A 12,910-nucleotide genomic window follows, 5' to 3' on the forward strand; every position below is an offset into this window, starting at 1 on the left:
CCTACCTGATTAAACAAAAGTCGAACAATGTCGGAAGCCCCAAAAAGTTAAATCATCTCGTCGGGTCTGATCGCCCTGGTAGATCTTGTGTGCTGATAGCAGTTGGTTAGCCAATTCACGCATTGGCTGGTTTTGATAGTGCTGGAGATGTTCTTGTAACCGCCGTTTCCCAAACATAATCCTGCGTTCTCCGCCGATTTGATCCGTCAACCCATCCGTGGTGGTGAAAAACATATCATTGTCATGCAGCGGCAGTTCGTAGCTTGACCACTGGTAGTCATAAGGCGTTTCGGTATAGCCGATACCCATTCGATCGCACTGGAGCGGCGTCAGTTGCCCGGTCTGGTTTTGCAGCATAAATGCAGGCATCCGTGCGCCGGAAAATGTCAGCGTGTTGCGCGTCATGTCGCAGAACACCAGCATCGCGTCGCAGCCGTCATTAGAGGTAGAAAGCTGGCGAGCTTCGTCACGTTGTCCCAGCGTGTCTTTGATATGGCGATTGATCGCCTGTAATAACTGCGCGGGCAGTATGGGGCCGTGCTGGGTCAGCGCCTGTTCCAATGCAGAAGCGAAAATTAAGGTCATAAATGCGCCAGGTACGCCGTGCCCGGTACAGTCTGCGACGGCGGCAAGCCAGCCGTTTTGATAGGTTTTAAAGGCATAACAGTCACCACCGACACAGTCCCGTGGCTCCCAGGCTAAGCACCAGTCGGCCAGTGTGCGAGACATCGCCTGCGTTGACGTCGTCAGCATCGCGGCCTGAATCACACTGGCATATTCGATGCTTTGCATAATCTGCTGATGTTGGCGTAAGTGCATATCCGATACGGCCTTGATCAGATCAATGCCGAGTCCGATACCGATATAACGCCCATTTTCGGTGATCATAAAGCCGTCCGTTAGCGATTTGTCACCGGTGATCACCGTTTGATCGGCGACGTCGTTTAACGACGCCAGCGCATCGATAATCAGCGGGTTTTTATCCATAAACGCGATGCAGCTCTTTTTGTCATACAGTTCGCGATAAAAAGGACGGGACATTTGGGAGAGAAAAATGTGGCGGTTGATTAAGCCAAAAGGGCGTCCATCCTCGACGACAGGCAGGCTGACCCATTCTTTATTTTTACTGAACAACTGCAATACGGTGGCATTGTCGGTGTCAGGAGAAACATCCGGCAGAGGAATACAAAGATCTCGCGCCACCGGTGTACCCCGGAGGAGTGGTCGGGCGCAAGGAACGGGCATGGCGATCATGGTTAATCTTTGGGCGGATTTATCTTTACGTCAAAATACCCGCCCTTGATGACCAAATGATGACAATTCTCGCCATACTTCAAGCCGCAGATGCGTTGTTCAAAACGTTAACGTTTTGTCCTGCAACTCGACGTATTTAGGGAGACATCTGTGCTATTGCGCGTCCAATACGTTGAGCATGATCTGGTTTTGCCAGTCGAAATACGGGTTGAAGGTCAGGCGTACGTGGGTTTTACCGTTTTCGATATATCCCCAGTCGGAATACCACAGCGTGCTGCGATCCTCGCAGGCCTTCAAGTCGTTATTGGTTTGTCCGTTGGCGCAAATAATGATTGAGCCTGTTTTGCCGTATTCCGTATTTTCTGGTGAAAATAGGAGCGACATATGTGAGAGTTGGCTGATACGCCATTCAGGCAAGGAGCCAGTACGCACTAACATGCGTGAAGAATGGATACCCGCAGGGCGATCGCCATACCAGATTAGACGACTGCGTGGGTTGGTAAACTGGGTATCGAACATGTTGGCAATATAAGTCGTATCGACGACAGAATCATGCTCCGCCAGAACGATTAACACTGGCTTGTCATAAGGTTTTTTGGCCAGCTGTGAACGAACACCTCTGCTGGAATAGTAATATTGGGCGAAACCGTTGGTCGGCACGCGCATATAGCGGGTCGCCAGTTGTTCAGGGTAGCCGGGACGCGGTGGCATCAGCCAGTCGGTAAACACGGATAGCAGCGGTGTCATAAAATCGTATTTTTCGTTGGATTTAATCGCGGGTGAAAACAGCACCAGCCCTTTGATTTCTGGGTGTTGTGACGCGTATTCAAGCACCAAATTGCCGCCAGTGGAAAAACCGCCCAGATAGACTTCATCAACGTCTTTGCTGAGGATTGCAGCCTGTTCGGCAACGACGCTGCGCCAGTCATCAACGGTAACGTGCAGTAGATCGGAGGGGCGCGTGCCGTGCCCTGGTAGCAAAACGGTTCTGACCAGAAATCCCTGTTCGACCAATTTCGGCGTGATGTCAATGAACGAACCGGGGGAATCTCCCAGTCCGTGGACCAATAAAATCGCCTTACGCGGTTGACCCGCGGGACGGGTTTCACTGGGCGTATTCCAGCGTAATTCCAACTGCTTATCTGTGGTTTGGAAGGCGCGATGCTGCTCTACCCAGCGTGTTGTTTCCTGCTGATAGCGCTCGAATGACGGCTGTCCTAATGGCGTAATATCACGTGGATTGCTGTTGCATCCCACGATAAAAAGCACGCCCGGGAGGGCGAATAAACCTACCATCACCCGTTTCCAGATTGGCAACGAAACGAACCGGAATACGTTTATTGTCATTTATTCTCCTTGCCTGCTGGCAACATCAACGTGATAGCGAACGGGATATGGCGGTTCGACAACACTATATCTGAAATTATTTGGCAAGCATGGCGCTCAACGTGCGGCGCGGTGAAGCGCATTGAAAAGGTAACCTGCTGCCTTTAGGGTTTGCGCCGTGGGGCTTCATGTTATACTTCGGACAAATCAGGCGTTTTTTCTGTTTTTTGGTCAGGCCAATATTGCGATGGCCGATGTTGAATAAAGGGATGGCGGTATGCGTTTATATCAGCAGATTGGCGACAATCTTCGCACGGAAATTCTGAAAGGAAACTATCAGATTGGCGATCGCTTGCCTCCTGAGCGTGATATTGCTGAAACCTACAACGTTAGCCGTAGCGTGGTGCGTGAAGCCCTGATTATGCTGGAGTTGGAAAAGCTGATTGAAGTGCGCAAAGGTTCTGGCGTTTATGTCATGCAACTCCCGACTACGCAGGGAAAAGATAGCGTGGTAGACAGCGGCTATGGCCCCTTCGAGCTGATGCAGGCGCGTCAACTGCTGGAAGGTGAGGTAGCCGCATTTGCTGCGATGCAGGCGACTAAAAGTGACATTGTGAAAATGCGACAAGCCATTGAACAAGAAAGGGCATCGCTTGAGAACGGTAGCGTGGATGAAAGCGCTGATGAGCAATTTCATTGCCTGCTGGCGCAGTCTACTCAAAACAGCGTCTTAGCCAATATGGTGTATGAGGTTTGGCAAGCACGTAAGCGCAGCCCAATGTGGCAGGGAATCCACTCCCATACTGATGATTTCAGCTATCAACGCCAGTGGTTGGACGATCATGAACAGATCCTGCGAGCCGTGTCCCGTCGTGATGTGAACATGGCGCGTCAGGCGATGTGGCAGCATTTGGAGAACGTAAAAATTAAACTGCTGGAAATCTCGAATGTGGACGATCCGGCCTTTGACGGCTACCTGTTCGAGTCCGTTCCCTCCCGCCTGGAATCTTAATTTCCCCATTATCCTCTTTTCTGTGTGGATTTTCTCTCTGACATCATACCGATGTACGGAGAGAAAGATGTCAGACCAAATAATCCATCCTTGACGTACCTTTCATTTTTATCGTCTATTTATGCAAGATATTAGTCCAAAAAGCGGATTTTTTGTGTAATTGGTCAATCAATTTGCACGTTTCGTTTGACAGTCTGCCCCGGTGAGGTAGGCTTTCTCTCATTTATTGATGAAAAAAGTGACGAAAACAACCATCTCACTTGGCAAAAAAGGGTAACTCGGTATGGAACAAACCTGGCGTTGGTACGGTCCGAACGATCCTGTTTCACTGGATGATGTTCGACAAGCGGGAGCAACCGGCGTGGTGACGGCATTGCACCACATCCCCAATGGCGAAATCTGGTCGGTTGAGGAGATTGAAAAGCGCAAAGCCGAACTGAAGGCGAAAGGGCTGGTGTGGTCGGTGGTCGAAAGTGTGCCGGTTCATGAAGAGATCAAAACCCAAACGGGGAATTATCGACAGCATATTGCTAACTATCAGCAATCTCTGCGAAATCTGGCGCAGTGTGGCATTGATACGGTGTGTTATAACTTCATGCCTGTACTGGACTGGACGCGAACCGATCTGGAATATGTGCTGCCGGATGGTTCAAAAGCGCTACGTTTCGATCATATTGCCTTTGCGGCCTTTGAATTACATATCCTGCAACGTAATGGTGCCGAAAAAGATTATACGGCGAATGAGCAAGCACAGGCTGCTGACTACTACCGTGGTATGAGCGAAGAGGATATTGCACGTCTGACCGGCAATATTATTGCAGGCCTGCCGGGATCTGAAGAGGGCTATACGCTGGAGCAATTCCGTGGACGTCTGGCGGAATATGATGGTATCGACCATGCCAAACTGCGCGAGCACCTTGGTCATTTCCTGCGTGAAATTGTGCCCGTCGCGGAAGCTGCCGGTATTCGCCTTGCTATTCACCCTGACGATCCACCGCGTCCGATCCTTGGGCTGCCGCGTGTGATGTCTACCATTGACGACATGCGTTGGCTGAAACAGACGGTCGACAGCCTCCATAACGGCTTTACCTTTTGCACGGGTTCTTACGGCGTGCGGATAGATAACGATCTGGTTAACATGCTGGAAACGTTTGCCGATCGCGTGCATTTCACCCATCTGCGCGCCACCTGCCGTGAAGACAATCCTAACTCGTTCCATGAAGGGGCGCATTTGCAGGGAGATGTGGACATGGTGGCGATCATCGACGCCATACTGGCCGAGGAACTGCGGCGTCAGAAGGCGGGCGATCGCCGGCCAATCCCTATGCGCCCAGATCACGGGCATCAGATGCTGGACGATCTGAAAAAGAAAACCAATCCTGGCTATTCGGCAATCGGTCGTTTGAAAGGGTTGGCGGAACTGCGCGGTGTTGAGCTGGCGCTGAAGCGCACACGGTTTACCGAATTGCAGCAGGGCTGATGAAATGAAACAGACCGTGCTGGAATAAGCACGGTCTGTTGGCGTTTGATGCGAAAGAACCCCAGAGGAGTGCGTTCTACTGGCTGAGTTACAGGGCTTTTACGCTTGAACGGCTGACTTTGCAGTTCTTGCTATCCCAGAATTCGCCATATTTCTCAGTCTTTCCTTTCCCTTTTTCGATGCCTTTAAACTCTTCACATACTTTAGGAGTGCCAGCTTTATAGTTTTTAATACGCAGATCGCGGATTTCAGCGACATCACCAAAGTTGCGGTTTACACCAGCGATACTGTCGATGGTGCCGTTAACGGTTGCGCTGATGATAGTGAGGTTGCGTGGGCCACCGTTGTTGGTACAGTCACCGCAAGAACGCCACAGTTTGCCGTGTTGGCCAGTCAGGGTGAAGTTACCCTGTACGATCGTGTGGCTGTTTTTGGCATTCTGTTGCAGCACTTTGTCCGGCTTGCCGCCAGGGCCATTGGTGGTGTTATGTGCAATACCGCCGACGATGGTCATGGTTTTACCCAGGTTGGTTGCTGCATCTTCACAAACGTCTTCCCAGATCACGTTTTCAATACGGCAGTTGCCTGATTTACAGTGGATACCGTCAGAACCGCCTTTTTCAGAGATACGCAGGTTCTTGATGGTCGCATTTTCCAGCGTGATAACAGGAGGCTGTTTATCACTGTCTCCACTACAACTCAGACCTAGAGTAATACCACCGCAGTCGACGGTTTTATCTTTAATTACCGCTCCCGCTTTACATTCTGAACTGGCTGCCTTCAGTGAGGCGGCGCGCAGTGGTGCTGGTGCCGTTGAAGCGGCATTAGATTTCAGGACACTATTATTGCCGCTAACGGTATCCACCCAATACCAGTATTCCGAATTCGGATTGGCGGTTAAATCGGTAAAGGTTCTATCGGTAGAATTGAGCTCTGCGATTTTTTCGCTGCCAGCCTGATTATTACTGGTACTGCGATACACATCCTGACGAACTAAATTACCTGCATCGGTAGACCAGCTTAAATAGGTGGCATTGTCTTTTTTCAGCAGCATTAGCATGGTGTCATCAGCTTGAGCCTGAAAAGAAAAAGCAGCCGTACATAAAAATATCGGTGTTAAATACTTAAACATGTGTTTTTCCTTGTAAATTAAACGGATATTTTTTCTCTTTATTTAGAATAAATAAAGAGGGAGTCCTTGCGCATCGAGAGGAAGTATATAGCAAGGAATATAAAGTGAATAATAATTCGTCGAAATTGTTGAGGTTAATCAGGTTATTTAATTTAGTCTGTTATTATTTTATATTTAATTTTGTTCTTCGTTTATTATATTTAATTTAATTATTCTCGATGAATTAATCGATATTAGGAAGGTTCTTATTAAAGAATAAGAAAAATGAATGTCGTGAAGAGAGATAAAATGTTACCACTCGCTGCCTGTGTGGCGTGACGGGATTCGGTTTGTTTCCACGTTCTGTTGATACTTCATTTAATTTTCTGGTGATAATTTAATCACGCATGAAAAAGAATGCCTTTTCTAAAAAATAGGCAAATTTTTATGTAAATGGACTTTTTATTAATCTACATATGCATGTTCGACAATTTTTAGTTTCTATAAAGGCGTTTTATTTTTCTTATTAATCCAAAGGGAAATGGAGTTCCTTTTTAGCCACAATAACGTTGCGGATATCTATAAGGTAAGGTTTGACATGGAATATCAATCAGGCAAGCGAGTTTTATCATTATCACTGGGCCTTATCGGCCTGTTTAGCGCATCGGCATTTGCTTCTGACTCACGAACGGTGAGCGAGCCGAAAGCACCGTCTTCTTGTACGGTGCTTAAAGCGGACAGCAGTACGGCAACCAGTGTTATTCAAAAAGCACTGAATAATTGTGATCAAGGAAAAGCGGTAAGATTGAGCGCGGGAAGTTCTTCCGTCTTTCTCAGCGGTCCACTTTCCCTGCCTTCGGGCGTCAGCTTGGTAATCGACAAAGGGGTGACCCTACGGGCTGTGAATAACGCCAAGTCTTTTGAAAACGCGCCGTCGTCCTGTGGTGTGGTTGATAAAAACGGTAAAGGCTGTGATGCCTTTATTACCGCTATCAGTACGACAAACAGCGGAATCTATGGTCCGGGCACCATTGATGGGCAAGGGGGCGTGAAACTTCAGGACAAAAAGGTGAGCTGGTGGGAACTGGCTGCCGATGCCAAAGTGAAAAAATTAAAACAGAATACCCCTCGTCTGATTCAGATTAATAAGAGTAAAAATTTTACGCTGTATAACATTTCTCTCATTAATTCCCCGAATTTCCATGTGGTGTTCAGCGATGGTGATGGTTTCACCGCGTGGAAAACCACGATCAAAACGCCATCTACCGCCAGAAATACCGATGGTATCGATCCGATGTCATCAAAAAATATCACCATCGCCTACAGCAATATTTCGACGGGTGACGATAACGTCGCGATCAAAGCCTATAAAGGTCGGGCGGAGACGCGCAATATCTCCATCCTTCATAACGACTTTGGCACTGGACATGGTATGTCGATCGGCAGTGAAACCATGGGGGTTTATAACGTCACGGTCGATGATTTGAAGATGAACGGCACGACCAACGGCTTACGCATTAAAAGCGACAAATCCGCTGCCGGTGTAGTTAATGGTGTTCGGTATAGCAATGTCGTGATGAAAAATGTGGCGAAACCGATCGTGATTGATACGGTGTATGAGAAAAAAGAAGGAAGCAATGTCCCAGACTGGAGTGACATTACGTTTAAAGATGTGACGTCTGAAACCAAGGGCGTTGTGGTGCTGAACGGTGAGAATGCCAAAAAGCCGATAGAAGTGACGATGAAGAATGTCAAGCTGACCAGTGACAGCACATGGCAAATCAAGAACGTTACCGTTAAGAAGTAGTTTGATTACTACGTTGTTTTGTCATTACAGCGCCGCACGGGAAACCGGTGGCGCTGTTGTTTGTCAATTACGCTCGTTCTACCATGCGTGAGTTTAACGTTCACGCAGTGCTTCATTAACCTTGTTCAGCGGTTTAATCAGATAGTCCAGCACGCTTTTCTGGCCCGTTCTTATCTCCACGCTGGCGACCATACCGGGCACGATAGGGAATTTTTCCCCAGCTTTGTTGGCCAACTCCGCCTGTGTGGTTCGCACATAGACCCGATAATAAAACTGGTCGCGCCTGACTTCGTCCTGAAGGGTATCCGGCGACACGCTTTCGACTTCGCCCGTTAAGTTGCCGTAGATGGACGAATCATAGGCGGTAATTTTTACCGTGGCCGGTAAACCCGGTCGGATATAGGCAATATCGCGTGGGTTGATGCGGGTTTCGATCAGCAATTGATCTTCCAGCGGTACGATCTCCATCAGCTTGCCGCCCGGTTGCAGCACGCCGCCGACAGTTGTGACCTGAATGTCTTTCACAATGCCGCGCACTGGTGATGTGATAGTGGCACGCTTGAGCTGGTCGGCTTTTCCGCTGACCACTTCCCTTTGTGCTTCCAAATCGGCGTTGTTTTTAACCTGTTCTTCCCGTGCCCGCACCGCATACTGGTTGCTGGCTTCGTCGATTTTGCCACGGATTTCGCTAATCTGGCGGCGTAACCGAATGACCTCGACGGCGCTGGCGGCCCCGCGCTGCACCAGCGGCTCCGTCATGCGCAGCTCCTGCTCGACCAGTCGCATCGACTGTTGCAGGTTGGCGATGGTTTCATCGCGATTGCGCAGGCGTGATTCATAAAGCTGACGTTCACGTGCTGCCAGCGCGGGCTCTTTCAGGGTTTCCGCGCTGAATTTTAGCGGTGCACCGCTGAGTTCGGCGTGCAGGCGTTCAGCAGACGCCTGTAACGTCTGTACACGGGAGAAGGCTTCGCCGTAGACGGACTGAAAGCGGTTGATGTCCAACTGCGCCAACACCTGTCCCTTTTCGACAACATTACCCTGTTGTACATACAGCTGACCGATGATCCCGCCGTCCAGACTTTCAATCACCTGGGCGCGAGTCGAGGGCGTCACCTTGCCGGTTCCGACTGACACTTCATCCAGCACGGCAAAGGTGGCCCAGACAAAAAACACGACCAGCCCTAGCAGGCTGAGCCAGATAATGACGGAAACGCGTCGACCCTGGCGTTTCAGGTCATCATGGATGGTGATGCTGCTCATTGTGTTTCTCCTTACGCCACGCTCTGTGCGCTCTCTGCCGGTTTGCTGATGGCCTTCAAAATCTGGTCACGCGGGCCGTCTGCCACGATGCGCCCACCATCCATGACGATCACGCGGTCAACCAGCCTGAGCAACGCCGGGCGGTGCGTCACCAGCACCAGCGTGCGACCCGTGAGCCAGCTGCTTAACTGGTGAATAACGTGGCCTTCCAACTGCTCGTCCATGGATGCGGTCGGTTCATCGAGCAGCACAATCTGAGGATTACGTAGCAGCATCCGGCTGAGCAGGATCATTTGCCGCTGCCCGCCGGATAAGCCGCGACCGCCTTCATGAATAATGCGATCCAGACTGGCGGCGTCCTGTTGGATCAGGCTGAGCGCGCCGCTAATGCGCAGCGCCTGTAACAGCTCCTGTTCGGTGGCATGCGGGTTGCCGAGCATCAGGTTTTGCCGCAGGCTGCCGAAGAACAGGCGGGAATCCTGCGACAGAAAACCCAACTGGCGGCGAACGTCTGCCGGATCGATCTGGCTGATGTCAACGCCATCAATGATGACCTTGCCGCGCGTCGCGGTTGCCTGGCTGGCAAGCAGCTTGAGCAGGGTGGATTTACCCGCACCGACCTTACCCAGCAGCGCCACTTTTTCACCCGGCTTGATGTCCAGTTTCCCGATCTGCAAGGCGGTGTCGCCCTGTTCAGGATCGTAGCTGTACTGTACGTTGTGGAGCTGGAAATGCCCTTGCAGGATTGGGCAGTGCGCCATTTTTCCGTCTTCTGGCCGATCCAGCGGCTTTTGCAGAATGTCATCCAGCCCGGTCATGGCGGTTTTGGCGTGCTGCCAGCGGGAAAAGACCATTGTGAGCTGCATGAGCGGGGCGATAGTACGTGAAGACAGCAGACTACAGGCTACGAGCGTACCGGTGGTGATATCGCCCGCGAGCACCAGATAGCTTCCGAATACCAGCATCCCGGCATAGGTTAACTGCTGGACGGTCGACGCCCAGCCGCTGAGCCGTGCCCCCCAGACGCGTTGCTTCATCCCGATAGCCGCGCTGACGTCGTGTGTCTGCTCCCACTGGCGCTGGAAGTAGGGTTCAGCCTGTAACGCTTTGATATCCTCAATACCTTCAATGGACTCGACCAGCACCGCATTGCGTAAGGCGCTTTCGCGCATGCCTTCCTTGGCGAGCTTCGCCATTGGCCATTGCAGCATCAGGCCGGGGATCACAATCAGCGGGATCGCCAGCATCGGGATCAGCACCAGTGGACCGCCGATCATCGCCATGATGCCGAGAAACAGAAAGACAAACGGCATATCGGCGGCGGCACCGACGGTCGTAGAGGTCAGCAATTCACGTACCTGATCGATTTCCCGCAGTTGTGAAATAAACGAGCCGGTGGATTTTGGCCTGGCCTCATTTTTAATCGCCAGCGCGCGGGCAAACAGCATACCCGATACGTGCAAATCGATGCTTTTGCCCATCAAATCGGAGACGACGGTGCGTGACAGGCGGATAGCATATTCTAATGCGGCAGCCAGCAGCACGCCGAAAAACAGCACCCACAGCGTGGGGATCGACTGTGCCGGAATGACGCGGTCATACACCTGCATGGAGAACAAAATCCCCGCCAGCGCCAGAACGTTACCCACGATAGACGCAAGAGAGATTTCCCCGATCTGCCGTTTTGCGCCGCGAAAGTGCTGCCAGAACCAGTGTTTGCGGTACGGCTTGACGAAATCATCAATGCGGGTATCGCGGCCACGCTCGGCTATGCCGACTAGCACGATAATGCCCTGGCTGTGTTTAATGAGTTCAGCCAGTTCGGCTTCACGCCGAAGATCACCGCCGTCATTCAGCCAGTAGGTGGCTATCCCCTCGTCATTCAATGATTCGATGACGATGACGCTGCCGTCGTCAGTTTCCGCCAGTACCGGTAACATCTTGTTGCGCCAGCGGATTTTCTCCGTGTGCCGCAGGCTGATGGTTAATCCCATCAGGTGGCTGATTTGTTCTAACTGGCGGGCGATGGGGAGCTGTTCGTACCAGCGCATTTGCTGGCGTACTGACGGGATATCGACCACCTGCCCGTAGTGTGCAGCGGCACGCGCCATGGCGGCAATCCAGATCTCAGTGTTGGTTACTTGTGTCATTGATATTCCTGCATGTTCTTACCCGACAGGCGAGCCGGCTTACAGCGACGGTAGCGTCTCGCCACTGGCTTGATAACGTTCAATGCCCAGCATATCCAGCAGATTATCGACGGCGGCGGCGTAGTTAACCGCAGCCTCCCAACCGTCGTATAACGCACCGATGCGTGAGGTGTCGGCCTGTAGCACGTCTTGTTCAACGCTAAGCAGGTCGTTCAGGCTGCGTTTGCTGAGTTTGTATTCATCCTGATAAACGTTGCGGGTGTAGGTGGCGCTGGTGATTTGCTGCTGGCTGGCTTTTTCACGCTGCTGCGCACCGATGAGATCGGCGTAGGCCGTTGCCGCTTTCTGGTTCATATCCAGCTTTGCTGCTTCGACTTCGGCCTGTGCGGCCTCTCGTGTACCTGATGCCGCATCAACACGTGCGCTGACGGCACCGCCCTGATACAGCGGGGCTTCCACAACCAGCTGTAGCTGATCGTCCCAGTAATTACGCCGGTCGGTTTTATAGCGGGTACGCCCTGCCTGCACGGCAATAGTCGGCCAGTGCTGGGCTTCCGCCTGACGAATGCGATGGCGCGAGGCTTCCTGTTTGGACTGGGCGCTCAGTACCGCATTACTCTGCTGGTAGGGCAGCGCTTTGAGCGTAATCTTTTGTTGCAGCAGCGCCCGTGGCAGATCGGGCAGGGTAGTGGGGATTACGCCAGTCAACACGCTGAGCTGCGCCAGCGAGGAGCGCTCCAGCGCACGATATTGTTCCAGCGTCGCCCTCATGCCTGCGATGCGGGTTTCGGCTTGCAGGATGTCGGATTGCGTACTGAGACCCGCCTCGGAGCGGAGCGTGGCGGTATCTTTGACCACGCTAAGTGAGGCGATATTGCGCTCCGCTGCCTGGTTTAGTTCCTGATAGCGTTTGACTTTCAGGTAGGTGAGCAGGGTTTGCTGGCCGACTGTGGTCATGACACCGTAGAGCTGGTAGCGATAGGCATCGGACAGGCTGTGTTGCTCATCAATACTGCCGCCTGTCTTGCCGAAATCGTACAGGAGCTGTTTCAGCGTGATGCCCGCAGTGGCGTTGTTGCTCATCGTGCCGCTGGTATCACTTTGATCTGAACGGCCGACATTGCCACTCAGGCCGATTTGCGGGAACCAGGCGCTTTGCGCCACGCGCAGATCGGCGTCGCCAACGCGAATTTGTGCGGCAGCCTGGGCGATTTGTGGGTTGCGGGCAAATGCACGGAGAATAGCCTGTTTGAGATCTAGGCTGTTGATCTGTTGTTCTGTCGGTGCGGCGGACCAGTCAAACGCGACGGCCTGAGCGAATGTCGGTGGGCTATAGAGGGAGGAAAAGCCCGCACAGGCTAGCCCGAGTGCCAGTACATAACGCGGTGTGTGAGTAAAAAAAGCGCGATTGCGCGGAAAAAACATGCCCCTGATAAAAAATGGTTTGTGCATCAATTGCCCCTGTTTTCATTACTGTCTGTTTTAGTTCCTTTAAAAGGGCGGCCAG

The 12,910-nt window shown here is 51.7% G+C and carries 9 protein-coding genes; 3 read left to right on the plus strand and 6 right to left on the minus strand.

The window, feature by feature from the left end; all coding sequences use genetic code 11:
• Positions 1 to 9 precede the first annotated feature (9 nt).
• Positions 10 to 1,254, minus strand: a complete 1,245-nt coding sequence (locus E2566_RS05550) for a SpoIIE family protein phosphatase (protein ID WP_107168796.1) — start codon at positions 1,252 to 1,254, stop codon at positions 10 to 12.
• Between the two features lie 153 nt (positions 1,255 to 1,407).
• Complete coding sequence (locus E2566_RS05555) at positions 1,408 to 2,601, minus strand: alpha/beta hydrolase (protein ID WP_107168797.1); 1,194 nt, start codon at positions 2,599 to 2,601, stop codon at positions 1,408 to 1,410.
• Positions 2,602 to 2,857: 256 nt separating this feature from the next.
• On the opposite strand from E2566_RS05555, the gene E2566_RS05560 reads away from it, so the two are divergent.
• Together E2566_RS05560 and uxuA are read left to right on the plus strand one after the other, a co-directional pair.
• Positions 2,858 to 3,592: an FCD domain-containing protein gene (locus E2566_RS05560; RefSeq protein WP_107168798.1), complete on the plus strand. Its 735-nt coding sequence runs from the start codon at positions 2,858 to 2,860 to the stop codon at positions 3,590 to 3,592.
• A 283-nt stretch (positions 3,593 to 3,875) separates the two neighbouring features.
• A complete protein-coding gene (gene uxuA / locus E2566_RS05565) occupies positions 3,876 to 5,072 on the plus strand; it encodes a mannonate dehydratase (RefSeq protein WP_107168799.1) in 1,197 nt (398 codons plus the stop codon).
• An 88-nt stretch (positions 5,073 to 5,160) separates the two neighbouring features.
• Here uxuA and pelI read toward each other — a convergent pair whose 3' ends face one another.
• Positions 5,161 to 6,204, minus strand: coding sequence for a pectate lyase PelI (gene pelI, locus E2566_RS05570; RefSeq protein ID WP_107168800.1), 1,044 nt, complete (start codon positions 6,202 to 6,204; stop codon positions 5,161 to 5,163).
• A 577-nt stretch (positions 6,205 to 6,781) separates the two neighbouring features.
• Between pelI and E2566_RS05575 the strand changes: the two genes are divergently transcribed.
• Positions 6,782 to 7,990 (plus strand): glycoside hydrolase family 28 protein, encoded by a 1,209-nt coding sequence (locus E2566_RS05575; protein ID WP_107168801.1) that lies wholly within the window; start codon positions 6,782 to 6,784, stop codon positions 7,988 to 7,990.
• A 93-nt stretch (positions 7,991 to 8,083) separates the two neighbouring features.
• Here E2566_RS05575 and E2566_RS05580 read toward each other — a convergent pair whose 3' ends face one another.
• Genes E2566_RS05580 through E2566_RS05590 form a run of 3 tightly spaced genes read right to left on the minus strand, consistent with a single transcriptional unit; the run spans position 8,084 to position 12,855 of the window.
• Positions 8,084 to 9,253: an HlyD family type I secretion periplasmic adaptor subunit gene (locus E2566_RS05580; protein ID WP_107168802.1), complete on the minus strand. Its 1,170-nt coding sequence runs from the start codon at positions 9,251 to 9,253 to the stop codon at positions 8,084 to 8,086.
• A gap of 11 nt (positions 9,254 to 9,264) precedes the next feature.
• The gene (locus tag E2566_RS05585; protein ID WP_107168803.1) at positions 9,265 to 11,403 is read right to left on the minus strand and encodes a type I secretion system permease/ATPase; all 2,139 of its coding nucleotides are present in this window, start codon (positions 11,401 to 11,403) and stop codon (positions 9,265 to 9,267) included.
• Positions 11,404 to 11,442: 39 nt separating this feature from the next.
• Positions 11,443 to 12,855 carry a TolC family outer membrane protein gene (locus tag E2566_RS05590; protein ID WP_107168804.1) on the minus strand — a complete coding sequence of 471 codons (1,413 nt, stop codon included), beginning with the start codon at positions 12,853 to 12,855 and terminating at the stop codon, positions 11,443 to 11,445.
• Positions 12,856 to 12,910 lie beyond the last annotated feature (55 nt).

Origin of the sequence: Pectobacterium punjabense (assembly GCF_012427845.1) — a bacterium.
GTDB classification, from domain to species: Bacteria; Pseudomonadota; Gammaproteobacteria; order Enterobacterales; family Enterobacteriaceae; genus Pectobacterium; species Pectobacterium punjabense.

Excerpts from the sequence above, each read along its gene's own strand:
- E2566_RS05550 (WP_107168796.1), bottom strand. The coding sequence starts at position 1,254 with ATGATCGCCATGCCCGTTCCTTGCGCCCGACCACTCCTCCGGGGTACA.
- E2566_RS05555 (WP_107168797.1), bottom strand. The coding sequence starts at position 2,601 with ATGACAATAAACGTATTCCGGTTCGTTTCGTTGCCAATCTGGAAACGG.
- E2566_RS05560 (WP_107168798.1), top strand. The coding sequence starts at position 2,858 with ATGCGTTTATATCAGCAGATTGGCGACAATCTTCGCACGGAAATTCTG.
- uxuA (WP_107168799.1), top strand. The coding sequence starts at position 3,876 with ATGGAACAAACCTGGCGTTGGTACGGTCCGAACGATCCTGTTTCACTG.
- pelI (WP_107168800.1), bottom strand. The coding sequence starts at position 6,204 with ATGTTTAAGTATTTAACACCGATATTTTTATGTACGGCTGCTTTTTCT.
- E2566_RS05575 (WP_107168801.1), top strand. The coding sequence starts at position 6,782 with ATGGAATATCAATCAGGCAAGCGAGTTTTATCATTATCACTGGGCCTT.
- E2566_RS05580 (WP_107168802.1), bottom strand. The coding sequence starts at position 9,253 with ATGAGCAGCATCACCATCCATGATGACCTGAAACGCCAGGGTCGACGC.
- E2566_RS05585 (WP_107168803.1), bottom strand. The coding sequence starts at position 11,403 with ATGACACAAGTAACCAACACTGAGATCTGGATTGCCGCCATGGCGCGT.
- E2566_RS05590 (WP_107168804.1), bottom strand. The coding sequence starts at position 12,855 with ATGCACAAACCATTTTTTATCAGGGGCATGTTTTTTCCGCGCAATCGC.